This is a genomic window from Neisseria sp. HMSC078C12, assembly GCF_001838065.1.
In the GTDB taxonomy this organism is placed as follows: Bacteria; Pseudomonadota; Gammaproteobacteria; order Burkholderiales; family Neisseriaceae; genus Neisseria.
In genome coordinates this window covers 43,563-70,559 of record NZ_KV835611.1, presented here as the reverse complement: position 1 = coordinate 70,559, position 26,997 = coordinate 43,563, and the positions used below count along the sequence as shown (strand labels likewise).

At 47.9% G+C, this 26,997-nt stretch carries 19 protein-coding genes; 4 read left to right on the top strand and 15 right to left on the bottom strand.

The features are described 5' to 3' along the window. Positions 1 to 5: 5 nt before the first annotated feature. From mpl to yhbY, 7 genes are all read right to left on the bottom strand, one after another. A complete protein-coding gene (mpl, locus tag HMPREF2596_RS07015) occupies positions 6 to 1,382 on the bottom strand; it encodes a UDP-N-acetylmuramate:L-alanyl-gamma-D-glutamyl-meso-diaminopimelate ligase (protein WP_070850511.1) in 1,377 nt (458 codons plus the stop codon). Positions 1,383 to 1,772: 390 nt separating this feature from the next. After that, on the bottom strand, positions 1,773 to 2,111 hold the full coding sequence (locus HMPREF2596_RS07010) for a P-II family nitrogen regulator (protein ID WP_003746874.1): 339 nt from the start codon (positions 2,109 to 2,111) through the stop codon (positions 1,773 to 1,775). 89 nt (positions 2,112 to 2,200) lie between these two features. After that, complete coding sequence (gene lpdA / locus HMPREF2596_RS07005; protein WP_003746873.1) at positions 2,201 to 3,985, bottom strand: dihydrolipoyl dehydrogenase; 1,785 nt, start codon at positions 3,983 to 3,985, stop codon at positions 2,201 to 2,203. 77 nt (positions 3,986 to 4,062) lie between these two features. Further along, positions 4,063 to 5,667 carry a dihydrolipoyllysine-residue acetyltransferase gene (aceF, locus tag HMPREF2596_RS07000; protein WP_070850509.1) on the bottom strand — a complete coding sequence of 535 codons (1,605 nt, stop codon included), beginning with the start codon at positions 5,665 to 5,667 and terminating at the stop codon, positions 4,063 to 4,065. Positions 5,668 to 5,815: 148 nt separating this feature from the next. Then, on the bottom strand, positions 5,816 to 8,479 hold the full coding sequence (gene aceE, locus HMPREF2596_RS06995; protein WP_070850507.1) for a pyruvate dehydrogenase (acetyl-transferring), homodimeric type: 2,664 nt from the start codon (positions 8,477 to 8,479) through the stop codon (positions 5,816 to 5,818). A 621-nt stretch (positions 8,480 to 9,100) separates the two neighbouring features. Next, entirely contained in the window at positions 9,101 to 10,528 is a 1,428-nt protein-coding gene (locus tag HMPREF2596_RS06990) for a tetratricopeptide repeat protein (protein WP_070850505.1), read from the bottom strand. A 219-nt stretch (positions 10,529 to 10,747) separates the two neighbouring features. Then, positions 10,748 to 11,035: a ribosome assembly RNA-binding protein YhbY gene (gene yhbY, locus HMPREF2596_RS06985; protein WP_049323205.1), complete on the bottom strand. Its 288-nt coding sequence runs from the start codon at positions 11,033 to 11,035 to the stop codon at positions 10,748 to 10,750. A 112-nt stretch (positions 11,036 to 11,147) separates the two neighbouring features. Between yhbY and rlmE the strand changes: the two genes are divergently transcribed. Both rlmE and ftsH read left to right on the top strand, forming a co-directional pair. Beyond that, on the top strand, positions 11,148 to 11,768 hold the full coding sequence (gene rlmE, locus HMPREF2596_RS06980; protein WP_049323206.1) for a 23S rRNA (uridine(2552)-2'-O)-methyltransferase RlmE: 621 nt from the start codon (positions 11,148 to 11,150) through the stop codon (positions 11,766 to 11,768). A gap of 70 nt (positions 11,769 to 11,838) precedes the next feature. Then, complete coding sequence (gene ftsH, locus HMPREF2596_RS06975; RefSeq protein ID WP_070850503.1) at positions 11,839 to 13,797, top strand: ATP-dependent zinc metalloprotease FtsH; 1,959 nt, start codon at positions 11,839 to 11,841, stop codon at positions 13,795 to 13,797. Positions 13,798 to 13,899: 102 nt separating this feature from the next. On the opposite strand, the gene tpx is transcribed toward ftsH, so the two are convergent. The 3 genes from tpx to trpS form a co-directional block, all read right to left on the bottom strand. Next, a complete protein-coding gene (gene tpx / locus HMPREF2596_RS06970; RefSeq protein WP_070850501.1) occupies positions 13,900 to 14,394 on the bottom strand; it encodes a thiol peroxidase in 495 nt (164 codons plus the stop codon). A 43-nt stretch (positions 14,395 to 14,437) separates the two neighbouring features. After that, positions 14,438 to 14,977 (bottom strand): hypothetical protein, encoded by a 540-nt coding sequence (locus HMPREF2596_RS06965; RefSeq protein WP_070850499.1) that lies wholly within the window; start codon positions 14,975 to 14,977, stop codon positions 14,438 to 14,440. Positions 14,978 to 15,056: 79 nt separating this feature from the next. Beyond that, entirely contained in the window at positions 15,057 to 16,067 is a 1,011-nt protein-coding gene (trpS, locus tag HMPREF2596_RS06960; protein ID WP_070850497.1) for a tryptophan--tRNA ligase, read from the bottom strand. Between the two features lie 259 nt (positions 16,068 to 16,326). On the opposite strand from trpS, the gene clpB reads away from it, so the two are divergent. Together clpB and HMPREF2596_RS06950 are read left to right on the top strand one after the other, a co-directional pair. Beyond that, positions 16,327 to 18,900, top strand: a complete 2,574-nt coding sequence (gene clpB / locus HMPREF2596_RS06955) for an ATP-dependent chaperone ClpB (RefSeq protein ID WP_049349802.1) — start codon at positions 16,327 to 16,329, stop codon at positions 18,898 to 18,900. A gap of 227 nt (positions 18,901 to 19,127) precedes the next feature. Further along, positions 19,128 to 21,116, top strand: a complete 1,989-nt coding sequence (locus tag HMPREF2596_RS06950; protein ID WP_070850495.1) for a site-specific recombinase — start codon at positions 19,128 to 19,130, stop codon at positions 21,114 to 21,116. A 62-nt stretch (positions 21,117 to 21,178) separates the two neighbouring features. Here HMPREF2596_RS06950 and clpP read toward each other — a convergent pair whose 3' ends face one another. The 5 genes from clpP to HMPREF2596_RS06925 all read right to left on the bottom strand — a co-directional run bounded on the left by clpP (position 21,179) and on the right by HMPREF2596_RS06925 (position 26,963). Beyond that, complete coding sequence (gene clpP, locus HMPREF2596_RS06945; protein WP_049349799.1) at positions 21,179 to 21,799, bottom strand: ATP-dependent Clp endopeptidase proteolytic subunit ClpP; 621 nt, start codon at positions 21,797 to 21,799, stop codon at positions 21,179 to 21,181. Between the two features lie 90 nt (positions 21,800 to 21,889). Continuing rightward, positions 21,890 to 23,200, bottom strand: a complete 1,311-nt coding sequence (tig, locus tag HMPREF2596_RS06940) for a trigger factor (protein ID WP_070837884.1) — start codon at positions 23,198 to 23,200, stop codon at positions 21,890 to 21,892. A gap of 188 nt (positions 23,201 to 23,388) precedes the next feature. Beyond that, positions 23,389 to 25,833 (bottom strand): DNA translocase FtsK, encoded by a 2,445-nt coding sequence (locus HMPREF2596_RS06935; RefSeq protein WP_070850493.1) that lies wholly within the window; start codon positions 25,831 to 25,833, stop codon positions 23,389 to 23,391. 188 nt (positions 25,834 to 26,021) lie between these two features. Next, complete coding sequence (locus tag HMPREF2596_RS06930; RefSeq protein WP_070850491.1) at positions 26,022 to 26,573, bottom strand: hypothetical protein; 552 nt, start codon at positions 26,571 to 26,573, stop codon at positions 26,022 to 26,024. Between the two features lie 36 nt (positions 26,574 to 26,609). Then, positions 26,610 to 26,963: a nucleolar protein gene (locus HMPREF2596_RS06925; RefSeq protein WP_070850490.1), complete on the bottom strand. Its 354-nt coding sequence runs from the start codon at positions 26,961 to 26,963 to the stop codon at positions 26,610 to 26,612. Between the last annotated feature and the right edge of the window lie 34 nt (positions 26,964 to 26,997).

The window sequence follows — 26,997 nt, the reverse complement described above, 5'->3', positions numbered from 1 at the left end:
AAGGCTTATTTCAATGCTTCTAACAGCTTTCCGTGTATTCCGCCGAAACCGCCGTTGCTCATGACTAAAATATGGTCGCCTGCCTCGGCATTTTTCACGATTTCGGCAACGAAGGCATCGAAGTCCTTGCCGACGTGTAGCTTGCCGCCCAAAGGCGCGAGGGCTTCGGCGACGTTCCAGTCCACGCCTCCGGCGTAGCAGAACACTTGGTCGGCACCTTTGAGGCTTGCGGGCAGGGCGGCTTTCATGGTGCCAAGTTTCATGGTATTGGAACGCGGCTCGAGGACGGCGAGAATGCGGGCATTACCAACGCGCTGGCGCAGACCTTCGATAGTGGTTTCGATGGCGGTCGGGTGGTGGGCAAAGTCGTCGTAAACAGTGATGCCGTTTACCGTACCTTTAATTTCCATGCGGCGTTTGACGTTTTTAAATGCACTCAAGGCTTCGCAGGCCGTCTGAATATCGACTCCGGCATGACGCGCGGCAGAGATAACGGCGAGCGCGTTCATGCGGTTGTGTTCGCCCATCAGTTCCCAAGCGACGTGTCCGACCGTCTCGCCGTGATGGCATACGTCAAACGAGCCGTCGGCATGAACAGTGCCAACTTGCCAGCCTTGTTCCGTACCAAATTTTTCCACCGGCGTCCAGCAGCCTTTGTCCAAAGTGTCTTGCAGGCTTTGTTGTTGTCCGTTGCAGACGATGAGGCCTTCAGATGGCACGGTGCGTACCAAATGATGAAATTGGGTTTGAATGGCGCCCAAATCGGCAAAAATGTCAGCGTGGTCGAATTCCAGATTGTTCAAAATGGCGGTACGCGGACGGTAGTGTACGAATTTGGAGCGTTTATCAAAAAAGGCGGTATCGTATTCGTCGGCTTCGATAACGAAAAACGGAGATTTGCTGTTCGGATCTTGGCGCGGCGTTTGCGGCAGACGGGCGGAAACGCTGAAGTTTTCCGGTACGCCGCCGATGAGGAAGCCCGGCGCGAGTCCGGCATATTCCAAGACCCATGCGAGCATGGAGGCTGTGGTCGTTTTGCCGTGTGTTCCGGCTACGCCGAGCACCCAGTGCCGGTGCAATACGTTTTCAGCCAGCCATTGCGGACCGGAAGTATAAGGCAGGCCTTTGTTCAAAATGGATTCAATCACATCCATGCCGCGTTTGGCAACATTACCAATAACATAAATATCGGCTTTAAATTTGTCCAATTGAGCGGCATCAAAGCCTTCGTGTACGTCTATGCCCAAGGCTTCAAGCTGGGTGCTCATCGGCGGATACATCTTTGCGTCGCAACCGCTGACTTTAAAACCTGCTTCTTTGGCAATAGCTGCTACGCCGCCCATAAATGTGCCGCCGATACCGATAATGTGGATGTGTTTCATGATAAGACTGTCTTTGGATAAATTAATTGTAAAGCCGTCATTATAACGGAGTTTGGATAAAGGGGTCGTCTGAAAAGTTAGACAACAATAAGAATAGGAAAAAAATACGAGGGATTTGATTTTAAAAGGAGGGCGTTGAGGTTTTGATTGGGTAAGTATTACTTTGAAAAGAGTTATTTAATACGGTAAAGTCGTTCATGAAGGTCAAGGGAAGCATTGCCTTGAATTCATCCATGCTTGATAGCGTGAGGTTTTTGGTAATAGGTTTACTTGGATAGATTTTAGAAAATGGGAGGGTATTCAATAATGCCGTCTGAAAAATAAGCCCTGATTAAAACAAGTCATGACTTTTTTCAGACGGCATTTGTATTCTGTATCTTGTGATTTCTATTAAAGCGCTGCATCCGAACGTTCGCCGGTACGGATACGGATGGCTTCTTCAACCGGATAAATGAAGATTTTACCGTCACCGATTTTGCCGGAATGTGCGGTTTCCAAAATGGCATCAACAGCCTGATCGACTTTGTCGTCAGCCAATACCAATTCGATTTTTACTTTGGGCAGGAAATCAACCGCGTATTCTGCGCCGCGATAAATTTCCGTATGGCCTTTTTGGCGGCCGAAGCCTTTGACTTCGCTGACGGTCATGCCGGTAATGCCGATTTCGGTCAAGACTTCGCGCACATCGTCGAGTTTGAAAGGTTTGATAATGGCTTCGATTTTTTTCATATTAAATCTCCTTATTTAAGAAAAGGCCGTCTGAAACATTCAGACGGCCTTTGTTCCATTAAGTTCGTTCAAACTTTATTTGAGTGAACTTATTTCTTTTTCTGAGCCGGCAGGTCGGTACATACACCCAATGCCACTTCCGCAGCCATACCGATGGATTCGCCCAAGGTTGGGTGTGGGTGGATGGTTTTGCCGATGTCGGTTGCATCGCAGCCCATTTCGATGGCCAAGCAGACTTCGCCGATCATATCGCCGCCGTTAGGGCCAACGATACCGCCGCCGATGATGCGGCCGGTTTCAGCATCAAAAATCAGCTTAGTGAAACCATTGTCGCAACCGTTGGCAATCGCACGACCGGAAGCAGCCCATGGGAAGTTGGCTTTAGTGATTTTGCGGCCGGAAGCTTTGGCAGACAACTCGGTTTCGCCCACCCATGCCACTTCAGGAGAAGTGTAGGCTACACCCGGAATAACACGCGCGTCGAAGTAGGCTTTGTGGCCGGCACAGTTTTCAGCGGCAACGTGGCCTTCGTGAACGGCCTTGTGCGCCAACATTGGTTGACCGACGATGTCGCCGATAGCGTAGATGTGCGGCACGTTGGTGCGCATTTGTTTGTCGACTTCGATGAAGCCGCGGTCAGTTACGGCAACACCTGCTTTTTCGGCGCTGATGAGTTTGCCGTTAGGTGCACGACCGGCAGCCACCAGTACGGCATCGTAACGTTGTGGCTCTTTAGGCGCATTTGCGCCTTCAAAAGTAACGTAAACGCCGTCTTCTTTAGGCTCGACAGCAACGGTTTTGGTGTTGATCATGATGTTGTCAAAACGGTATTCGTTTTGTTTTTGCCATACTTTCACCAAATCGCGGTCTGCACCTTGCATCAGGCCGTCCATCATTTCAACGACGTCAAGGCGTGAACCCAGCGTACTGTAAACTGTACCCATTTCGAGGCCGATGATACCACCGCCGATGATCAGCAGTTTGCCCGGTACTTCTTTCAGAGCCAGTGCACCGCTGGAATCGATGATGCGTGGATCTTCAGGAATGAAAGGCAGTTTGGTTACGCGGCTACCTGCTGCAATGATACAGTTTTTAAAGGCAACGATTTTTTTCTCGCCTGTAGGAGTCGCTTGCTCGTACACATCGCCGGTGGTCAGCGATACTTCCAAGTGGTGAGGATCCAAGAATTGACCATCGCCTTGGATAACGTCTACTTTACGGCCTTTGGCCATACCGGCCAAGCCGGTAGTCAGGCGGGAAACCACGCCGTCTTTGTAAGCGCGAAGCATGTCGATGTCGAGTTCAGGCTCTGGGTATTTGATACCGTTGGCAGCCAAGTGACGTACTTCATCGATTACGGCAGCGTTGTGCAACAAGGCTTTGGAAGGGATACAGCCGACGTTCAAGCAAACGCCGCCCAAAGTTTTGTAACGCTCGACGATGGCAACTTTCAAGCCTTCATCGGCTGCGGCAAATGCAGCGGAATAACCGCCGGGGCCGCCACCCAATACGACCACATCGTACTCGGCATCGGCAGAACCGCCAAATTGTGCAGCTTGAGGAGCCGGAGCAGCAGCTTTAGGGGCTTCTTGTGCAGGAGCAGCTGGTGCTTCAGCTTTAGGAGCGGCAGCCGCACCTTCGGCTTCAACGACTGCAATCAAGCCGCCTTCGGAGATTTTATCGCCGACTTTAACCTTAACTTCTTTGACCACGCCCGCAACTTCGGCAGGTACGTCCATAGTCGCTTTATCGGTTTCCAAAGTAATCAGGGTATCGTCCACGGCAATGGTGTCGCCTACATTTACTTCAACCGCAATAATATCTACATTTTCGTGACCGCCAATGTCGGGCACTTTTAATTCAACTAAGCTCATGTCTAATCTTTCTGAATGATGTTCGGACTTCTTTTTTCAGACGGCCTGAGTAAAAAGGCCGTCTGAAAATGCTCGGATTACAGGGTAATACGGCGGAAGTCTTTCAACAGGTTAGCCAGGAATACGGTAAAGCGCATACCGGCGGCACCGTCGATGACGCGGTGGTCGAAGGACAGGCTCAATGGGCACATCAGGCGAGGAGCGAATTCTTTACCGTTCCAAACCGGTTTGATTTGGGATTTGCACACGCCCAAGATGGCAACTTCAGGAGCATTCACGATCGGCGTGAAGCCTGTGCCGCCGATACCGCCCAAGCTGGAAATGGTAAAGCATGCGCCTTGCATTTCTTGCGGTTTGAGCTTGCCTTCGCGGGCTTTTTTAGACAATTCGGTCAGTTCTTGGCTGATTTGTTTCAAGCCTTTTTGATCCACATCTTTGATCACTGGAACAACCAAGCCGTTTGGCGTGTCGGCTGCGAAACCGATGTTGAAGTAGTTTTTTAGCACCAGGTTGTCGCCATCCAGAGAGGCGTTGAATTCAGGGAAGGCTTTCAGCGCAGAAACAGAGGCTTTGATGATGAACGCCAACGGAGACAGTTTCACGCCTTCGCGTTCCCATTCTTTGTTCAGCTGTTTGCGGAATTCTTCCAATTCGGTCATGTCCGCTTCTTCGTGCACGGTAACGTGAGGAATCACAACCCAGTTGCGGGACAGGTTTTGACCGGAAATTTTCTTAATGCGAGACAACTCTTTAACTTCGACGCTGCCGAATTTAGAGAAGTCGACTTTAGGCCATGGCAACAAATCCAGACCGCCGCCCAAAGAGGCAGCGGCAGGTTTGCCAGCACCGCTTTGCATAACGGATTTAACGAAGGCTTTAACGTCTTCGCCCATGATACGGCCTTTCAGACCGGTACCTTTGACTTGACCCAGATCTACGCCCAATTCGCGTGCCAGTTTGCGTGCGGAAGGACCGGCATGTGCTTTGGCAAATGCAGCTTCGTCAATTTTGGCAGCTGCAGGTGCAGTCGGAGCAGGTGCAGCGGCTGGTGCTGGAGCGGCAGCAGGAGCCGGAGCAGCGGCTGGTGCAGGTGCGGCAGCTTGAGCGGCAGGAGCAGGAGCAGCTGCGGCAGAACCGGCAGTTTCTACTTCGATAATGGCAGAACCTTCAGATACTTTGTCGCCAACTTTTACAAATACGGCTTTAACCACACCGGCTTCTGTACATGGTACGTCCATAGTGGCTTTGTCGGTTTCCAGAGTAATCAGAGTGTCGTCAACGGCAACAGTGTCGCCAACTTTAATTTCAACGGCAATAATGTCTACATCTGTATGACCGCCAATATCCGGTACAACGACTTTTACAGTTGCACCGCCTGCAGGGGCTACGGCAGGAGCTGCAGGAGCTTCAGCTGCAGGAGCCGGAGCTGCATCGGCAACGGCGGCATCGGTTTCAACGGTCAGAATAACGCCGCCTTCGGAAATTTTATCACCGACTTTAACTTTAACTTCTTTCACGACACCGGCCGTATCGGCAGGTACGTCCATAGTGGCTTTGTCGGTTTCTAAAGTAATCAGGGTGTCGTCAACGGCAATAGTGTCGCCTGCTTTAACTTCTACAGCGATGATGTCGACGTTTTCATGACCGCCGATATCAGGGACTTTGATTTCTACGATACTCATTTGAGTTCCTTTAATATTTTCAGTTTGATGCCGTCTGAAAACTGTTTCACACGGCATCGGTACAGTTTGTCTGTTCAAACCATTCAAGCATTTAGTTTTCAGACGGCCTAATGTTGGCATGAAGCAAACAGGCCGTCTGAAACATCAATTAGCGTTTCCAGCTAGGAGCCGCATCGGCTTTGATGCCATATTTTTCAATGGCTTGTTGAACGGTTTCTTTGCTGACTTTGCCTTGTTCGGCCAGAGCGCTCAATGCAGCAACGGCAACGTTGTAGCGGTCAACTTCGAAGAAGCTGCGCAGGTTGGCACGGCTGTCGGAGCGACCGAAGCCATCGGTACCCAAGACATGGTAGTCGTTAGGGATGTAGGCGCGGATACGGTCAGCATAGCTGCGGATGTAGTCGGTAGCGGCAATAACCGGACCGTCATGACCTTGCAGTTGAGAAGTAACAAACGGTACTTTTGCAGTTTCCAATGGGTTCAGACGATTGAAGCGTTCCACTTCGATGGCATCGCGGTGCAGCTGGTTGAATGATGGGCAAGACCAGATGTCTGCTTCTACGCCGAAGTCAGCTTTAAGCAATTCGGCACCGGCAATCACTTCTTGCAGGATGGTACCGGAACCCATCAATTGGACTTTTTTGTCGCCTTTGCCGCCGGCTTTCAGCAAGTACATACCTTTCAGGATGTCTTGTTCTACGCCTTCAGGCATGTCCGGATGGGTGTAGTTTTCATTCATCAGGGTGATGTAGTAGAACACGTCTTCGTGGTTAACATACATGCGGCGCAAGCCATCGTGTACGATAACGGCTACTTCATATTGGAATGTCGGATCGTAAGTTACACAGTTTGGAATCAAGTCTGCTTGAATGTGGCTGTGGCCGTCTTCGTGTTGCAAACCTTCGCCATTCAGTGTTGTACGGCCGGCAGTACCACCCAACAGGAAACCGCGTGCATGCATATCGCCTGCTGCCCATGCCAAGTCGCCAACGCGTTGGAAACCGAACATAGAGTAGTAGATGTAGAAAGGAATCATGGCAAAGTCGTTGTTTGCGTAGCTGGTCGCAGCAGCAATCCAGTCAGCCATGGCACCTGGTTCGTTAATACCTTCTTGCAAGATTTGACCGTCAACAGATTCTTTATAGAACATCAGTTGGTCTTTATCTTGAGGAGTGTATTGTTGGCCTTTAGGGTTCCAAATACCGTATTGGCGGAACATACCTTCCATACCGAACGTACGGCTTTCATCAGGAACGATAGGCACCACGCGTTTGCCGATTTTTTTGTCTTTCAGCAAAGTAGACAGGATGCGGACGAAAGCCATAGTGGTTGAGAATTCACGGTCACCGCTGGATTTCAGTTGAGTCTCAAATGCTGACAGTTCAGGCACTTCCAGAACTTCTTGGGTAGGTTTGCGTTGAGGCAGGTAGCCACCCAAAGCTTCACGGCGTGCATGCAGGTATTTGTATTCTTCGCTGTCGGGAGCAAAAGTCAGGTAAGGCAGGTCGCCGCTGTCGATTTGCTCGTCGGTAACAGGAATGTCAAAGCGGTCACGGAATTGTTTCAGAGAAGCTTTGTCCATTTTTTTGGCTTGGTGGGCAACGTTTTGGCCTTCGCCGGATGCGCCCATGCCGTAACCTTTAATGGTTTTAGCCAAAATGACAGTAGGTTTGCCGTCAGCGTGGTTCACTGCGCGGTCGTAAGCGTTGTACACTTTTTGAGGGTCGTGGCCGCCGCGGTTCAATGCCCAAATTTCATCATCGGTCATATCGGCAACCAATGCTTTCAGTTCAGGGGTATTGAAGAAGTGTTCACGGACGTATGCGCCGTCTTTGGATTTGTAAGTTTGGTAGTCACCGTCCAAGCATTCTTCCATACGTTTGCGCAGGATGCCATCTTTATCTTTTGCCAAGAGGCGGTCCCAACGACGACCCCAGATGACTTTCACAACATTCCAGCCGGCACCGGCAAAGTTGCCTTCCAGCTCTTGAATGATTTTGCCGTTACCGCGTACTGGGCCGTCCAAACGTTGCAGGTTACAGTTGATGACGAATACCAGGTTGTCCAAGCCTTCGCGTGAAGCCAGAGCAATCGCACCTTGGCTTTCAGGTTCGTCCATCTCGCCATCGCCACAGAATACCCATACTTTACGGCCTTTGGTTTTAGCCAGGCCGCGAGATTCCAAGTATTTCAGGAAACGTGCTTGGTAAATCGCCATCAATGGGCCAAGACCCATAGATACGGTTGGGAATTGCCAGAAGTCAGGCAACAGGTGAGGGTGAGGGTAAGAAGGCAGACCTTTACCGTCAACTTCTTGACGGAAGTTGTTCAATTGGTCTTCAGTTAGACGGCCTTCAACGAAAGCACGTGCATAAATGCCAGGAGCAGCATGACCTTGGAAGAATACCAAGTCGCCTTCTTCGCCTTCGCCTTTGGCTTTCCAGAAGTGGTTAAAGCCGACCTCGTACATGGTCGCAGCAGATTGGAAAGATGCAATGTGTCCACCCAATTCCAAATCTTTTTTACCTGCGCGCAATACGATGGCCGCGGCATTCCAACGTACGAAAGCACGAATGCGGTGCTCGATGTTTTGGTCACCAGGAATGCCTTTTTCGTTTTCAACGGAAACAGTATTCAAATATGGAGTAGTGGTGCCGTGAGGCATGCGGATGCCTTTGTCACGGCTGTATTTGACCAAACTTTCCAGCAGGTATTGGGCGCGTTCGCTGCCTTCATATTCTAAAACAGAGCTTAACGCGTCTAACCATTCTTTGGTTTCAATTGGGTCAACATCGTGTAATTGGGTGGACATAATATCTATCCTTGTGTTGAGTGTTTTTCAATGACGGAGTAGTACCCCGATATTTTCGTTTGTGAACAAATACGGCTTATAAACGAAAATTCCAAGAGTCAAATTCGAAAAAATTTTAATTATTTAAATATTTTCAATACGTTATATTAAGCAATGAAAATTCTGAAAAATTAAAATTTTTTGCAAACTGGCTAACCTGCAAATGCTATCAGTAATTGGGCAAACTGGCAAATCGCGCTGTTGATATTAATAGGAGGGTAGAGGTTGAATTGATGATTTTTTGAGAGTGCCCTTATGATGATTTTTAAATTGAAATATTAAACAGACACGGTAAAAAATCTCTGTTGTTTTGATGAATAAATTCGAATACGAAAATTAATTTTCAAAATTTGTCTAAAATCGAAAATTAAATTTAAACTTTGAGTTTGGAAAAGAAAATTAGACCGTGTTATTTTTTACAAGCGAATGGGCTGTCTGAAGATTTTGGAAGAGGTTAAGAAAGAGTGAAATTCTAAGAGGACGATGATTGAGGAAGGGAAAATTAAAAAAAAATGACATGCACAGGCTGGTTGAATAGCTGGGCATGTCATTTATTAGTAGTCTGAGAATTTCAGACGGCCTTTAAACTGCAGAGGATTTTTGAGCAAATTGCTTCCATTGAGCTAAAAGCTCTTTGAGAACATCTTGCTGCTCATGTCCATGTTGGATGGCTTCTTGCAGCCAAAAGCATGCGTTATTGATGTCTTTCTCTACACCCAGGCCGTGGTAATACAGGCAGGCAAGATTATATTGAGCCATTGTATCCCTTTGTTTGGCTGCCGCTTCAAACCATTTCGCCGCTTGGGCATAATCGACAGGTACGCCTTGTCCGCTGTAATACATCATGCCAAGATTGGTTTGTGATTTGCTGTGTCCTCGTTCTGCAGACTGAAGGTATAGCTCCAGTGCTTCAGCATAATTTTGTTGGCGTTTTAAACCATAGTGGGCCGCGAATGCTAATTTGTATAGGCGCTCGGCCTCTTGGCGTTGGAGGGCGATTTCTTTGGTCAGCTCGTAGTTTTGCTGGTTATTCAACGCGCTGTCAGATAGAAGTTTTTGGTAAGCGACAAGATTGCCTAAGTCGGCTGCGCGTTGATAATACTGACGGGCGGTGTCTGCATCAACTGCTCGTCCCAATCCGTAGCGATGGATATCTCCCAAAAGGCGCAAGCCTTCCGGATCATTTTGATCTGCGGCAGACTTAGCATGTTGATAGGCCTTTTGAGGGTCTCGTTCGGTGTTTTTTCCCAAAAGATAGATTTCGGCAAGCGCTACATGCGCATTGTTGTCTCCTTGTCCTGCCGCTTTTTCAAACCATTCTAATGCCTCGGCAGGGTTTGAGGCCGATAAGAGTTCTGCAAGAGAAGTTTGAGCCGGAACAATATCGTAATTGGCGGCAATGCGTAAATGTTCGATTGCTTTTTCAGGATTTTGTGCGACACCTTGCCCCAATTTATATTGAAGACCAAGTTGCCAGTGTGCAGCAATAAACCCCTGTGCGGCAGATTGCTGGTAGAGTTTATGGGAATATTCTAAATCGGGGGTGCTTGAGTATTGGTAGTGTTGGGCTAAGAAATATTGCGCCTGAGGGTTTTGTTGCTCGGCAGCTTTCAATGCCCATTTGACTGCTTGCTGTTCATTGCCACTATCCGCATATAAACGCATCAGGCGTAGCTGGGCCGGGACCAAGTCTTCTTCGGCAAGTTCTTGATAGGCTGAAATAAGCGTTTCTACTTCTGCACCGTTATTTTCTTGTAATTGGAGAAGATTGTAGCGGGCATAGGGATGACCGGCTCTTGCCGCTTGTTTTAAATATTCAACTGCAATTGCCAAATCTTGTTCGTTTTCGTGGTTTTCGAACAGGCATCCTGCCAGCTGAAATGCAGCCTCGATATGTCCTGCCTCTGCTGCCTCGCAGAGCAATGGAATAGCTTGCGCAAAGTCAGGCGGGTCTTGAGTAATTAATTTTTTTGCCAGAAGAAAAGATTCTTCATATTGTTGAGCATTCATCGTTTTTTATATTTATGAAGGATTCAAGGATAAAATAATCGGCCGACAGGGTGCGGCCGTTATGATTTTGTAATTTTGGGGTTATTTACAAAAACAGGCAACCGTATTTGTATTTTTATACTTAGAATGATGGAATAAATTGTTTTATGCTGCATAAATACAACAGAAGATGGAATAAAGTGGGTTGAGAAAATACTTCTGCTGTTTGTTCAGTTCGAATTACTCTTCGTCCGGTTTTTTACGCCATAAAACAAGTAATTTACCAATGTGTTGAACCAGTTGGGCACCCAGTGTCTCACACAGGGCATTGCAAATTTCAATACGTTCTGCACGGTCATCGCCAAAAACGCGGACTTTAATCAATTCGTGTGCTGTCAATGCGGCGTCGGTTTCTTTAATGACAGAGTCAGTCAAACCTTGTTGGCCAACCATAACAACGGGATGGAGGTGGTGTGCTTGGGCTTTCAAGGCCAAAATTTCTTTGGTGCTTAGTTTGTTGTCGCTCATTTTGATAAGTATCCAATTAAAAAGAATAATGGCTATATTGTACGCGATTTAGAACATTTACGGGGGAAATAACGTACAATACTGGTTTTTAACTTAAGCATTTCAAACCAAGATGGCTGTACGCTCAAAATCTTCAAAAGCATGGCTGCATGAGCATGTCAACGATCATTATGTCCATATGGCACAAAAGGATGGATATCGTGCCCGAGCGGCTTATAAATTATTAGAAATCAATCAGAAAGATAAATTGATCAAGCCGGGTACGGTCTTGGCGGATTTGGGTAGTGCGCCGGGTAGTTGGTCGCAGGTGGCAGCCAAGCTGGTCGGTAAAACAGGGGCGGTGTTTGCTTTGGATATTTTACCGATGGATGCGATTGATGGTGTGTCGTTTATTCAGGGAGACTTTAGGGAAGATGCTGTTTTGGAGCAGTTTGAAGCCTTATTGGATAATCGCCCGTTAGACCTTGTAATCTGTGATATGGCACCCAATATGTCAGGCAATGCTGTAACAGACCAGGCACGCAGTTTTTACCTGTGTGAACTGGCTTTGGATTTTGCCTCGCAGCATTTGAAACCCGGAGGCAGTTTTTTGGTGAAGGTGTTTCAAGGCGCGGGCTATCAGGAATATACGGCGGCAATGCGCGAAATTTTTGCCAGTGTGCAAACTCGAAAGCCGGATGCTTCCCGCAATCGTTCCAGTGAGATTTACCTATTAGGCAAAAATAAACGCTGACAATGTAGGGTGGGTGCTTTAAAATTCTTTCCCTTGATTTTATTTATTTTGTAACCATGGAGCCTGTTCAGTGGGGAATACCATTAAAAACATATTAGTCTGGGTAGTGGGTGGTGCTATGCTTTTAGCAGCATTCAATGCGCTCAGCGATAAGCAGGAAGATAAACAGCAAATCGAATATTCTCAATTTATTCAGCAAGTTAATAGTGGCGAAGTATCCAATGTCAATATTGAAGGATCTGTTTTCAGCGGCTATCTGATTAAAGGTGAGCGCACCGATAAAACTGCCTTCTATACCAATGCGCCTTTGGATGACAACTTAGTTAAAACACTGTTGGACAACAAAGTACGCGTCAAAGTAACTCCGGAAGAAAAACCAAGCATGTTGGCCAGTCTGTTTTACAGCCTGCTGCCTGTTTTGTTGTTGATTGGTGCATGGTTCTACTTCATGCGCATGCAAAGTGGCGGTGGCGGTAAAGGCGGTGCCTTCTCTTTTGGTAAAAGCCGTGCGCGTTTGTTGGATAAAGATTCCAATAAAGTGACTTTTGCCGATGTTGCCGGTTGTGATGAGGCAAAAGAAGAAGTACAAGAAATCGTAGATTATTTAAAAGCCCCCAATCGTTATCAAAGCTTAGGCGGTCGTGTGCCGCGTGGTATTTTGTTGGCAGGCAGCCCCGGTACGGGTAAAACATTGCTGGCCAAAGCGATTGCCGGTGAGGCAGGTGTGCCATTCTTCAGTATTTCAGGTTCTGACTTCGTAGAAATGTTTGTCGGTGTCGGTGCGAGCCGTGTCCGCGATATGTTCGAGCAGGCCAAGAAAAACGCACCATGTATCATCTTTATCGATGAAATTGATGCGGTCGGCCGTCAGCGCGGTGCCGGTTTGGGCGGTGGCAATGATGAGCGTGAGCAAACATTGAACCAATTGTTGGTTGAAATGGATGGTTTTGAAAGTAATCAAACCGTTATTGTGATTGCAGCAACCAACCGTCCTGATGTACTTGACCCTGCGTTGCAGCGTCCGGGCCGTTTTGACCGTCAAGTCGTTGTTCCGTTGCCTGATATTCGTGGCCGTGAGCAAATCTTGAAAGTTCACGCTAAAAAAGTGCCTTTGGATGCATCTGTAGATTTGACTTCTTTGGCTCGTGGTACACCTGGTTTTTCAGGTGCGGATTTGGCAAACTTGGTCAATGAAGCTGCTTTGTTTGCCGGTCGTCGCAATAAAGTTAAAGTCGATCAAAGCGACTTTGAAGATGCGAAAGACAAAATCTATATGGGTCCTGAACGCCGTAGCATGGTGATGCATGAAGATGAAAAACGTGCGACAGCCTATCATGAGGCAGGCCATGCAATCGTAGCGGAAAGCCTGCCGTTTACCGATCCGGTTCACAAGGTAACCATTATGCCGCGCGGCCGTGCCTTAGGTTTGACTTGGCAGCTGCCTGAGCGTGACCGCATCAGTATGTACAAAGACCAAATGTTGAGCCAGATCTCAATCTTGTTCGGTGGCCGTATTGCTGAAGATATTTTTGTCGGCCGTATCTCTACCGGTGCCTCTAATGACTTTGAGCGTGCAACTCAAATGGCACGCGAGATGGTAACGCGTTATGGTATGAGCGACAAAATGGGGGTGATGGTTTATGCTGAGAATGAAGGTGAAGTGTTCTTGGGTCGCAGTGTAACCCGTTCTCAAAATATTTCCGAGAAAACCCAACAAGATATCGATGCGGAAATCCGCCGTATTTTGGATGAGCAATACCAAGTGGCTTACAAAATCTTGGATGAAAATCGCGATAAGATGGAAACCATGTGCAAAGCGCTGATGGATTGGGAAACCATCGATCGAGACCAAGTTTTGGAAATTATGGCCGGTAAACAGCCTAGCCCGCCTAAAGATTACAGCCACAATGTCCGTGATGACAAAGTAGAAGAGCCTGAAGCGCCTGTTGCTGAAGCTGCCAAACCTGTTGAGCAAAATGAGGTTCAGACTGAGTCAGTAGAAGCAGACAAAACAGATAAATCTGTATAAGGTCTGAAACAGAAAACGGTAGCTTTTAAGCTACCGTTTTTATTTCAGGATAAGTTAAAGGCTGTCTGAAAAATTTTAGACGGCCTGATTTTATTTGGTTAATTACAAAACAGCTAAAGCAGCTTCGTAGTCAGGTTCATTCGCAATTTCAGAAACCAGCTCAGCGTGGAGAACTTGGTTTTGCTCGTTCAAAACCACCACTGCGCGGGCAGTCAGGCCGCGTAATGGGCTTCCTGTCAGTGTAACACCGTAATCGTTAGAAAAGCTGCTGCGGAATGTAGAAAGTGTCACTACGTTTTCCAAACCTTCTGCACCGCAGAAGCGGGCTTGTGCAAACGGTAAATCGGCAGAAATGCACAAGACGACGGTATTGTCCAAAGACGAGGCACGTTTGTTGAAAGTGCGGACGGACTGGGCACATACGCCGGTGTCAATGCTAGGGAAAATATTCAGCACTTTGCGTTTGCCTGCAAAGTCAGCCAATGATTTCTCAGATAGGTCTGCTGCTACCAATGTGAAATCAGGTGTAACTTGGCCGATAGCGGGCAAATTGCCGTTTGTAGAAATAGGAGAGCCTTGGAAAGTAACTTGAGCCATGATTCAGTCCTTATATCAGGGGTAAAATAGGATGGGCAGGATTTTAGTAATGACGGCGACGGAAATAGAACATGCCTTCGCTGTCAATTTCTAAAATATAGCGGCCGTTTTGGACGGCGGCATAACCGCTTTTGCCTTCGGTATAAGGCTGTAAAGCAGCGTGTGAAATCAGATAGTCGGTCAGTTTGCCGCCGTCTTGGGCAATATTGTCCACCATTTTTGCAAAGGCAGTGTGGCAGACGCCGTTGGTTGACCAGCCGGCTGAAACGCCTTTTTCATTTTTTTCCATGCATTGGCCGTTGATGACTTCTAAGTCGTTAGGGTGCTTGCCAATCAGATTGATAACGCCGCCCTCTATGCCGTTAATCGGATAGGTGCGTTGTTTTTTACCTTCTTTAGTTTCGCCTTCTTGAGCTGTACCCAAATCCAAACCGGATATGGCTTGTTCATCGATGTATTTGACTTTGAAGGTAGGTTTAGGCGCTTTGCCTGAAGCAGCATCATTGGCGGCAGTATCTTCAGACTTGCCGCCGCAGGCGGCCAATAAAAGGCTAAGTAGGATAAGAGGGAAGGTTTTTTTCATATGAGAAACCCTGAAAAATAGTGATATTTTAAAAAATAGCGAGATGATGGCCGTCTGAAATTTTCAGACGGCCTTGCTATTATTTCAACGGACGAATACCTACTGCATCGCGGACTTTATCCAACAATTCGCGTGCTTCTTTACGCGCTTTTTGTGCGCCGGCCTGCAAAATATCTTCAATTTGAGAGGGTTTGGCTGTCAACTCATTGTAACGCTCGCGCGGTTCTGCGAGTTCGGCATTGATTTTTGTGCCCAAGAGTTTCTTGGCTTCGCCCCAAGCAAGGCCTTTGGCCAGCATTTGTGTGAACTCGGCAGTTTCAGACGGCGTAGAGAAGGCTTTGTAGATTTCAAACAGAGGACTTTCATCAGGCTGTTTCGGTTCGCCGGGCTCTTTCATGTTGGTGATGATCTTGTTGACCGATTTTTGGGTTTTCTTGTCGTTTTCCCAAAGCGGAATGGTATTGCCGTAGGATTTGGACATTTTACGTCCGTCCAGGCCGACCAAAAGTTCGACATTTTCATCGATTTTTACTTCGGGCAGGGTAAAGAGCTCTTGGAAGCGATGATTGAAGCGTCCGGCAATATCGCGCGCCATTTCGACGTGTTGGATTTGGTCGCGACCGACAGGTACTTCATGGGCATTGAACATAAGGATGTCGGCAGTCATGAGGATAGGGTAGCTGTATAGGCCCATTTCCACGCCATGATCCGGATCTTCCTGATCGTTTTCGGTATTTGCCTGTACTGCGGCTTTGTAAGCGTGTGCGCGGTTCATCAGACCCTTTGCAGTAATACAGGTCAGAATCCAGTTCAATTCCATTACTTCAGGAATATCGCTTTGACGGTAGAAAGTGGTCTGTTCCGGATTGAGTCCGCAGGCGAGCCATGTGGCGGCAACAGCTTGAGTAGATTGATGAATCATTTCCGGCTCATGACATTTAATGATGCCGTGATAGTCGGCCAAAAAGAGGAATGATTCGGTATTGGCATCCTGCGCAGCACGGATAGCCGGGCGGATGGCGCCGACGTAGTTGCCCAAGTGAGGAATGCCTGTTGTGGTAACGCCTGTTAAAACTCGTTTTTTGCTCATGAAAGTATCCTTCGGCGCAAAGGCCGTCTGAAAATTAATATGTTGCCGATTATACCTGATTCTTCTTGATTTTTCAGACGGCCTTTTACGTATGGGACAACTGGAAAAGAAAAGTTATACACATAAAATCATAAAAATAAATCAATATAAAACAATAACATAAATTAAATTTACTATTTAATGAAAAAATAACTCTTGAGTTATCCACATTTGCGCTTATATAGGATTCAACGGAAATATATTTGTAGAGGAACGTAAAATGAGATTTGATAAATTGACTGCTAAATTTCAGCAAGCTCTGCAAGAAGGTCAAAGCCTGGCTTTGGCTGCGGACAGCAGCTATCTCGAGGCCGGCTTTATCTTAAAAGCATTGCTTGATGATCAAAACAGCGGAGCTGCTGCGTTACTGGCCCATGCGGGCGTGAATGTGCCTCAAGTCAAACAGCGTTTGCAGCAGCATTTAAACAGCCTGCCGAAAGTATCCGGCCAGGGTGGCGATATTATGCCCAGCCGCGAATTGCAAGCTGTATTAAACCTGATGGACAAGGCTGCGACCAAACGTGGCGATGCCTATATCGCCAGCGAACTTTTCCTGTTGGCTTTGGTGCAGCAGAATGACGCTACCGGCAAAATTTTGAAAGATGCCGGTGCAACCGAACAAAACATAAATGCCGCAATCGATGCGGTACGAGGAGGACAAAACGTGAACGATGCCAATGCTGAAGACCAACGCGATGCTTTGAAAAAATACACACTCGACCTGACTCAACGCGCCCGTGACGGTAAGCTCGACCCTGTTATCGGCCGTGATGATGAAATCCGCCGTGCGATTCAAGTGCTGCAACGCCGCACCAAAAACAACCCTGTGCTGATTGGTGAGCCTGGTGTGGGTAAAACCGCTATTGTTGAAGGCTTGGCGCAACGTATTGTTAACGGCGAAGTGCCCGAATCCCTGCGCAACAAACGCCTGCTGGTTTTGGATTTGGCGGCATTGATTGCCGGTGCGAAATACCGCGGCGAATTTGAAGAACGCTTGAAAGGCGTGTTGAATGATTTGGCGAAAGACGACGGCAACACCCTGATTTTCATCGACGAAATCCATACTTTGGTCGGCGCGGGTAAAACCGACGGAGCGATGGATGCGGGTAATATGCTGAAACCGGCTTTGGCGCGCGGCGAACTGCACTGCATCGGCGCGACCACCTTGGACGAATACCGCCAATACATCGAAAAAGACGCAGCACTCGAACGCCGCTTCCAAAAAGTATTGGTTGGTGAGCCAAGTGTGGAAGATACCATCGCTATTTTGCGCGGTTTGCAAGAGCGTTATGAAATCCACCACGGCATCGACATCACCGACCCTGCCATCGTTGCCGCAGCGGAGTTGAGCGACCGTTACATTACCGACCGCTTCCTGCCTGACAAGGCGATTGATTTGATTGACGAAGCCGCCAGCCGCATCAAAATGGAGCTGGACAGCAAACCCGAGCAGATGGATAAACTTGACCGCCGCATCATCCAGCTCAAAATGGAAAAAATGCACGTTGCCAAAGAAAGCGACGAGGCCAGCAAAAAACGTTTGGAGTTGATAGACGAAGAAATCGACGGTCTGCAAAAAGAATACGCCGATTTGGACGAAATCTGGAAAGCCGAAAAAGCCGCGTCTTCCAGCACCGCCGACATTAAGAAACAGATGGACGACATCAAAGTCAAAATCGAACAGGCCAAACGTCAAGGCGATTTTGCCCGCGCGTCCGAACTCGAATACGGCGAGTTGCCTAAATTGGGTGCGCAATTGCAAGCAGCAGAAAGCAATCCTGAGGGCAAAAAACAAAACAAACTCTTCCGCACCGAAGTTGGCGCGGACGAAGTAGCCGAAATCGTATCGCGCATGACCGGTATCCCTGTGTCCAAAATGATGGAAGGCGAACGCGACAAGCTGCTGAAAATGGAAGAAGTATTGCACCGCCGTGTGGTCGGCCAAGACGAAGCCGTGCGCGCCGTGTCCGACGCCATCCGCCGCAGCCGCTCCGGTCTTGCCGATCCGAACAAACCTTACGGCAGCTTCCTGTTCTTAGGCCCGACCGGCGTGGGTAAAACCGAGTTGTGCAAAGCCTTGGCAGGCTTCCTGTTCGACAGCGAAGACCACCTCATCCGTATCGACATGTCCGAATACATGGAAAAACATGCTGTTGCCCGCTTAATCGGCGCGCCTCCGGGCTATGTCGGCTACGAAGAAGGCGGTTACCTGACCGAACAAGTCCGCCGCAAACCATACAGCGTAATTCTTTTGGACGAAGTGGAAAAAGCCCATCCAGACGTGTTCAATATCTTGCTGCAAGTTTTGGATGACGGCCGTTTGACCGATGGACAAGGCCGAACTGTGGACTTTAAAAATACTGTTATCGTCATGACTTCCAATATCGGTAGCCAACATATCCAACAAATGGGTACTCAAGACTACGAAGCAGTAAAAGAAGTTGTGATGGAGGATGTGAAAGAACATTTCCGTCCTGAAATGATCAACCGTATTGACGAAGTCGTCGTGTTCCACGGTTTGGATCAGGCCAATATCCGCAGCATTGCGAAAATCCAGCTTAAAGGTTTGGAAAAACGTTTGGAAGCGCAACATCTGCATCTGAAAGTCGATGATGCTGCCTTGGATCTGATTGCCAAAGCCGGTTTCGACCCTGTGTATGGTGCCCGTCCGCTCAAACGCGCCATCCAGTCGGAAATCGAAAACCCGCTGGCAAAAGCCTTGCTTGAAGGCAAATATGCGCCCGATAGCACAATCCATGTTAAAGAAGAGGGTGGCAAACTCTTGTTTGCATAGGATTAAATTAATGTAGTATTTTGTTGTAACAGGCCGTCTGAAAGAATTCAGACGGCCTTTCTTGATTATTGATTCATATTATATAATTATTATGTAATTTGATTATCCTTTGAATTTTAGGGAAATTGATCAAAATCTTATGCCTTAGTTTGATAAAGAATGCGCTATAATCCGACTTGTTTACCAAGGTTCTTGCTAAATACCTAATTTAATGTAATAATACTACAATGCAAAAACTGACTAATCAAAATCTTCACATTATTTTGTCGGAACGCTTAAACGATACCGACTTTGTTCTTATCCTCAATGCCTTAATCAAATTTTTGCGCCGAGGAGGCAAAAAGAAGGCTTCCGAACGTTTTGATTTGATTTTATCTACGTTAAAACAAGACGATGCTTTATGTCGTCAATTCAGCCTGCGCTTTTATACTTGGCTGTCTAAAGTTCATATTTATCCTGCGCTGATTAAGCTGGGTATTTTCTCGCGCCATAGTTTTACCCGGGAAATGGGCATACGGATTTATGAGCGGTTCAGCCCGTCTTATAAAGATTTTTCTAACTTGCGCGAAGTATTTTTATATCTTTTTCATTCTGAAAACGATGATAAATGGTTGCAAACACTGAGTTTACGACAATGGCTGGGCATGTATGAATTGTTGTTGGCTAAGGCGGATCCCGCTTTGCTCCAGACGGCCAGCCGACAATTGACAGATGCACGTTTGCGTGCGGTAGAAATGTTGTCTATCTGGATTGCTTCCGAAGCGATTGAGCCGGATTTAATACGGATTGCCCCCCGTTTGTTGGAAGCGGATTCTGCATTTGTCGCTTTACAGCGCGAAGTTGCGAAGATGGTGGAACATTATCGCCATAGTGAAGAAACTTATGATACGGCGCACTTGGAGGTTATGTTTGACCAGTGTGAAAAGCAAATTGACTATTTGCGCCGTCGCGGTACGGGAGCAGGGTCTGGTTCGTCAGTAAAAGTTGCCCACTTGCTCGAACGCCTGCAACAAACCATAGACCGTCTGAAACTGTTGACCAATATTCAAATTGAAACCGGCAGCCGCACCCGCTTAACCGTCAATCTGATGAATGCGATGATTTATGCGGCGGTGGAGCAATACAGCACCAGCCACTTGCGTAAAAGCAGTATCCGAATGCTGGCACGCAGTATTACGGAAAACAAAAGTCATCATGGCGAGCATTACATTACGCGCAACCGTAGCGAATATTTCAAAATGTTTTATTCCGCAGCAGGCGGCGGCGTAATTATTGCTTTGATGGCATTGAATAAAATCCATATTGCGTCTTTGGGGTTCGGCGAATTTACTACTGCATTCTTGGCCGGGCTCAATTATGGTTTGGGCTTTATGCTGATTCATATGCTGCATTGCACTGTTGCAACCAAGCAGCCTGCCATGACGGCAGCGAGCTTTGCCGAACAGGTGGACTCGAATGAAGGCAGCAAAGCGGTGGACAATAAATTGGCTAAACTGCTGATTGACGTGTGCCGTTCGCAAAGTGTCGCCGTGTTTGGCAATGTATCGATTGCGGTATTGTTGGCGGCAGGGATTGCTTTTGGCTATGCCCATACGCATGGTCAGCCCTTGCTGAATGAGGCAGTTACGGCCTATCAGTTCAAATCCATTGAGATTTTTACCCAGCCGACCTTATGGTATGCCGCTATTGCCGGCGTATGGTTGTTTTGTTCGGGTATTATTGCCGGCTTTTTTGACAACCGTTCCGATTATCTGAACCTGCGTCAGCGCTTGCCGTTTAATCCGTTTTTACGAAAAATCATGCCTCCGGAGCCGCGCCGTCGGTTGGCTGCTTATATTCATAAGCATTATGGTTCGCTTATGGGTAATTTTATTTTCGGTATGCTTTTAGGCATGACAGGCTATTTTGGCCATCTTTTCGGCTTGCCGCTGGATATTCGACATGTGGCGTTTTCTTCGGCAAACTTGGGTTATGCCGCGATCAGCGGCCATGCAGATGTATTCACGTTTATACTCGGCTTGGCAAGCGTATTGGCAATCGGTATGGTAAATTTAGTGGTCAGCTTTTCTTTGGCTTTGGCTGTTGCGCTCCGTTCCCGCGGTACGCGTTTGGGCAGTATACGCAATCTGCTGAAAAGCTTTTGGAACCAAGTAAAAGCCAACCCTTTAATTTTACTGTATCCGGTTCAAATGAATAATAAAGACAATACGAAGTAGGATTGAAAAAAGGCCGTCTGAATATATACGTTCAGACGGCCTTTGATTTAAACCGATAAAGATTAGGCTTGCAGAGATTCGCGGTTTTCCAAAACTTGGTCAATCAAACCGTATTCTTTGGCTTCATCGGCAGACATATAGTTGTCGCGGTCGGTATCGCGTTCCAAATCGGCCAAATCGCGATCACAATGTTTGGCAAGCAAGCGGTTCAGTTTTTCTTTGATTTTCAGCAACTCTTTAGCATGAATTTCAATATCGGAAGCCTGACCGGCCAAGCCGCCGCTGATGAGCGGTTGGTGAATCATGATGCGGCTGTTTGGCAGGGCAAAGCGTTTGCCTTTTTCGCCTGCGGACAACAGGAATGCGCCCATGCTTGCCGCTTGGCCCAAGCATAAGGTAGAAACATGAGGCTTGATGAAGTTCATGGTGTCGTAAATCGACATACCGGCAGTAACCGAACCACCCGGAGAGTTGATATAGAAGAAGATATCTTTATCAGGGTTTTCGCTTTCCAAAAACAGCAGTTGCGCGACAACCAGATTGGCAGATTCGTCTGTTACCGGGCCGACCAAGAAAACGATGCGCTCTTTCAAAAGGCGTGAGTAGATGTCGAATGCGCGCTCGCCGCGACCGCTTTGTTCGATAACGGTAGGGACAAGGTAGTTATTGAAATCGAAGGACATTTTTGTCTCCTGTTAATGATGGAAAAGCACCAAAGCCATTTAAAGCGCTTCGGTGCTTTTGATTGTCTGTTTCAGACGGCCTTAGAGCAATTAAGCTTGTGCGCCCATTACTTCGTCAAAAGACAGCGCTTTTTCGGTTACTTTAGCTTTGCTCAGAACGAAATCAACAACGTTGCTTTCTACTGCCAAAGAAGTCGGGCCTTGCAGGCGGGAAGGCTCTGCGTAGTACCAGTCGATAACTTCTTGAGGATCTTCGTAGCTTTCAGCGAAGTTGGCAACAACGGCTTTGATTTGGTCTTCAGTTGGCTCAAGTTTGTTTTCTTCAACCAATTTAGCCAAAATCAGACCCAAAGCAACGCGGCGTTCTGCTTGTTCTTTGAACATATCCAAAGGCAGATCCAAGTTGGCAGCGTCAGCCATACCTTGGTTAACGAAGTTTTGTTTCATTTCGTTTGCCAGGCGGGCCGCTTCTTCGTTGACCAAAGCAACAGGAACTTGCAAGTCAGTCGCTTTGAGCAGGGCGTTCATGACAGATTCTTTGGTTTGTTCACCAATACGGCGTTCAACTTCGCGGCCGACATTTTTCTTCACTTCTTCACGCATTTTGGCAACGTCGCCGTCTTCAATGCCCAGAGCTTTAGCAAAGTCAGCGTTAACTTCAGGCAAAGTAGCTTCAGAAACGTTGTTCAGAGTGATGGTGAATACGGCAGATTTACCGGCAACATCTTTACCGTGGTAGTCTTCAGGGAAGTTTACGGTGACGTCTTTGCTTTCACCGGCTTTCATGCCGACAACACCGGCTTCGAATTCAGGCAGCATTTGGCCTGCGCCCAATACGAAAGCGTAGTTTTTAGACGCGCCGCCGGCGAAAGGTTCGCCGTCGATTTTGCCTTCGAAGTCGATGATGACGCGGTCGCCGTTTTGGGCTTCGCGGTCAACATGGTTGAAACGGGTGCGTTGTTTACGCAGGATTTCTACGGTTTGGTCAACTTCGGCATCGCCAACGGTTGCAGTTACTTTTTCTACTTCTTGGGCAGACAGGTCGCCGATGGTTACTTCGGGGAAGACTTCAAAAATAGCGGCAACTTTGAAAGACTCTTGATCGTCTTGTTCTTCAACGGCTTCAAAGCGTGGGTAACCGGCAACTTTCAATTCTTGAGCAACGGCAACATCGTAGAATTCGCGTTGTACCAATTCGTTGATAACGTCGTTTTGTGCGCTTGCGCCGTACATTTGGGCAATCATTTTGAACGGTGCTTTACCCGGACGGAAGCCGTCAATTTTTGCACGGCGTTGGGTTTGTTTCAGTTTTTTCTCAGTTTCTGCGTTGATTTTGGACCAAGGCAGAGACAATACTACTTTGCGTTCCAGATTTTCTAAAGTTTCAACAGTTACGCTCATCGTAAGCCCTTAAATTTGTTGTGTTAAACGGTTATCCTTCTGCTTAATCCCCCGAAGGATTTCGGGAATATGCATAAGGTCAAAATTTAGCTGCTTAGTATAACACAATGTTTCACGAATAACATAAAAAGGCCGTCTGAAAAGTGGGAAATTCTTTTCAGACGGCCTTTTTGCTTTGACATTGTTTTTTAAAGCTGGTCTTTTTGCGCCAGAATCCGTCGGCTGCCGTTGATATCTGCCGGAGAAAGCACGCCGGCATTTTCAAGCGCATCTATTAAATTGGCGGCACGGTTGTAGCCGATGCGCAATTGGCGTTGCAGGGATGAGATGGAAGTCTTCCGGCTTTCCAATACGAAGGCAACTGCTTGATCAAACAGTTCATCACTGTTGGCGTTCGGATTGACAATATTGGTGGTTTCGATGGCCGCTTCACCGCTGAGCAAGCCTTCCACATAATTGGTCGGCGCTTGTTCTTTGATGAAATTGACGACTTGATGCACTTCATCATCGGAAACAAACGCACCTTGCAGGCGTGTCGGTTCTGCGCTGCCAGGTTGCAGGAATAATGAGTCGCCGTATTTGAGCAATTCGTCCGCACCCATTTGGTCAAGAATGGTGCGGCTGTCGATTTTGCTTTGTACGGTAAAGGCCATGCGTGTCGGGATGTTGGCTTTAATCAAACCGGTAACCACATCGACACTCGGACGTTGGGTGGCGACAATCATGTGAATGCCTGCCGCACGCGCTTTTTGGGCAAGGCGTGCGATTTGCTGCTCGACGGATTTGCGTTCGGTCATCATCAAGTCTGCCAACTCGTCGATGACGACCACAATCAACGGCAGTTTTTCCAGAGGCTCGGGATCATCGGGATTCAGGCTGAACGGATTGAGTAATGGCTTGCCTGCCGCTTTGGCTTGTTCGACTTTTTGGTTGAAGCCGTCCAGATTGCGCACGCCGGCGTGTGAGAGCAGGCGATAGCGTTTTTCCATTTCGGCAACGCACCAGTTTAACGCTTGTCCTGCCTCGCGCATATCGGTTACAACCGGGCAGAGCAGGTGCGGAATGCCGTCATAAATGCTCAATTCCAACATTTTCGGGTCAATCATAATGAAGCGGACTTCGTCGGGCGTGGCTTTGAAGAGCATGGACATAATCATGCCGTTCACGCCGACAGATTTACCCGATCCGGTCATGCCTGCGACCAAAAGATGCGGCATTTTTGCCAAGTCGCCGACAACGGGCGTACCTGCAATATCTTTACCCAAGGCAACGGTCAGTTTGGACTTGGCATCGGTAAACACGGGCGAAGAGAGGATTTCGCTCAACATGACGTCTTGGCGTTTCTCATTGGGCAATTCAATCCCCATAGTGTTTTTACCGGCAATGGTCTCAACAATGCGTACCGCTTGCAGGGACATCGAGCGTGCCAAATCTTTGGACAGGGCGACAATTTGGCTGCCTTTGACACCTTGTGCCGGTTCGATTTCGTAACGGGTAATCACGGGGCCGGAAGTGGCGGAAACAACCTGTACGCCGATGCCGAATTCAGCCAGTTTGGTTTCAATCAATTCTGCAGTCTGTTGCAATTCATCCGGATTGACGGCAACCGGTTCTTCAGACGGCATACGCAACAGGTTCATATTGGGTTTGTGGTATTCGCCGTTGTTTTTAGGTTCGGTATCGTCAAACAGGGAAGTTTGGATTTTAGGAGGCGGTGCAACGGACACGGCAACGGTTTTACGGTTGCTGCTGCTGCCGGCCAACGGAGCAACCGGAGTAGCGGTAATGGTTTTGGCTTCTTTAACCATGCGGCGCGTATTTTGGGTTTCCAAAGCTTCGGCGCTGACGTCTTCTTTTTTATTTTTGAATTGAGACAATTTTTTCATCAAGCTGCCAAACAGGCCGCCCACATGGCTGCCGGATTTGGCCATGACTTCCAACCATGACACCTGAGCCAGCAGGGAAATGGACAACAGCAACATCACCAGCATAATCAACAGGCTGCCTGATTTGCCCAGCAGCCAAGCCAAGCCTGAGCCGGCCAATAAGCCGACCAAGCCGCCGGCACCGACGGGAAGGGATTCGCTCAATGCGTTGTCAAACAGGAAGTGCTCGATAATCGGGCTGCACACCAGCAGGAGGAACAATGCCAAAGCGGCTACGCCGTGATTGTAGGGCTTATGGTTTTCCTGCTTTTTCATGGGGCGGAAGTTTTTGTAGAGGAAAACGCAAGAGGCGACGATCCACCACCAAAATGACAGGCCGAACAAATAATACCCGACATCGGAAAGATAGGAACCAAAAAGTCCGCCGAGGTTGGCAACATCATGGCTTTTGGGAACGCTGCGCGACCATGCAGGGTCGTCCATGCTGAAACTGGCCAGGGAAATGGCCAGATAAATGGTGATAACCAAACCAAACAGCCATAAGGCATCATTAATCAAGTTGACGACATGTTCGGGGCGCGCTTTTTTTTCTTCGTTTTTTTGCAGCTCTTTGGCGGCTTTCAGGCGTTGGGAGACTTTATTGTCGGCTTGAGTTTGTGTTTTGGCGGATTTGCGTGTGGTCGGTTTGGTAGCCGGTTTGGTGGAAGCACGTTTTTTTGTTTGGGTTTTAGAAGATTTTGCAGTCATGAGATAAAGGCCGTCTGAAAAGACCGGAGGTAATGTGCGTAAAGGGCAAATTATACCGTATTTACCAGACACGAGAAATTGAAACGGGCGTAATCATTATGGGATTCAGGCCGTCTGTATGGCGTGACGAAAATTTTGGATTTCGTTTCCACCTGTTCAGACGGCCTGATGTTTTGATTGATTTGAACTTACATTCTGCCCAGTTCGCGCTGGAGGGCTTGAATGTTTTTCTCCCTATCCAAAACCGCACCTTGCAGCGTACTGATGGCCTGTTGATTGACGCTGCCGCCTTTGGCTGTCCGCGCTTGGCTCAGTTGCTTTTTGGCATCGGCCAAAGCCGCGCGTTCATTGGATAACTCAGTTTCCAAAATAGAGCGGCGGCTGTTGACACCGGAGGATTTGGGAACCGGAGGAGGAGCCGCTTCAGAAGCGGTGCGGACAGGGGCAGGTTTAGGCGTTGCTTTATGGTTGGATTTTGCCGCCGTATTTTTGCTTTTTGCCGGAGCCGTTTGTGATGTCGGCGCGTTGAGTGTAGGCGCATCGCTGACCGGGGCATCGTATCGGCTGCTGCTGTATTTGCCGACAATCGGCAAATCGTTGACGGCTTGGCAGTTGCCGCTTGGACGTGAGGTATAGACAATCGAGCCGTTGATTTCACAAGTGTAGATTTTTGCGGCATAGGCTTGGCTGTTGAAAACAGCAAGCGGCAGCAGGGATAGGGTAAGCAGATATTTTTTCATGATTCAGGTAGGGCTGATGCGTTGCAGTTGAGCATTTTATTCTTGTTCAGACGGCATGGGCTGCTGTTTTTTGGCTTTTGCACTGTTTTTGTTTTTGCTCGGTTTGTCGGCTTTTTTCTCTTGTTTATCCGATTTTTCCGTGCGCTTCTTTTTCTTGGGTTTTGCATTGACGCGTTCATCAGAGGCATTGAGGCTGCGGATGTTGAGATGATAACCGCTGCCTTGATGGCCGCTGATTTTAGGCAATTGGGCATGTGCGCAAGAGGAGTTGGGCTCGGAGGTATAGCTGCCGTTGCCGCAGGAATAAACTGCGGCGGTTGCGTGAAGAGAAATGCCCAAGACGAAAGAGGATACGAGGAAGTATCCGGCTTGTTTGATAATTGAAGTCATGTTTTTCCGTATTGTGTTTTATTTCAGACGGCCT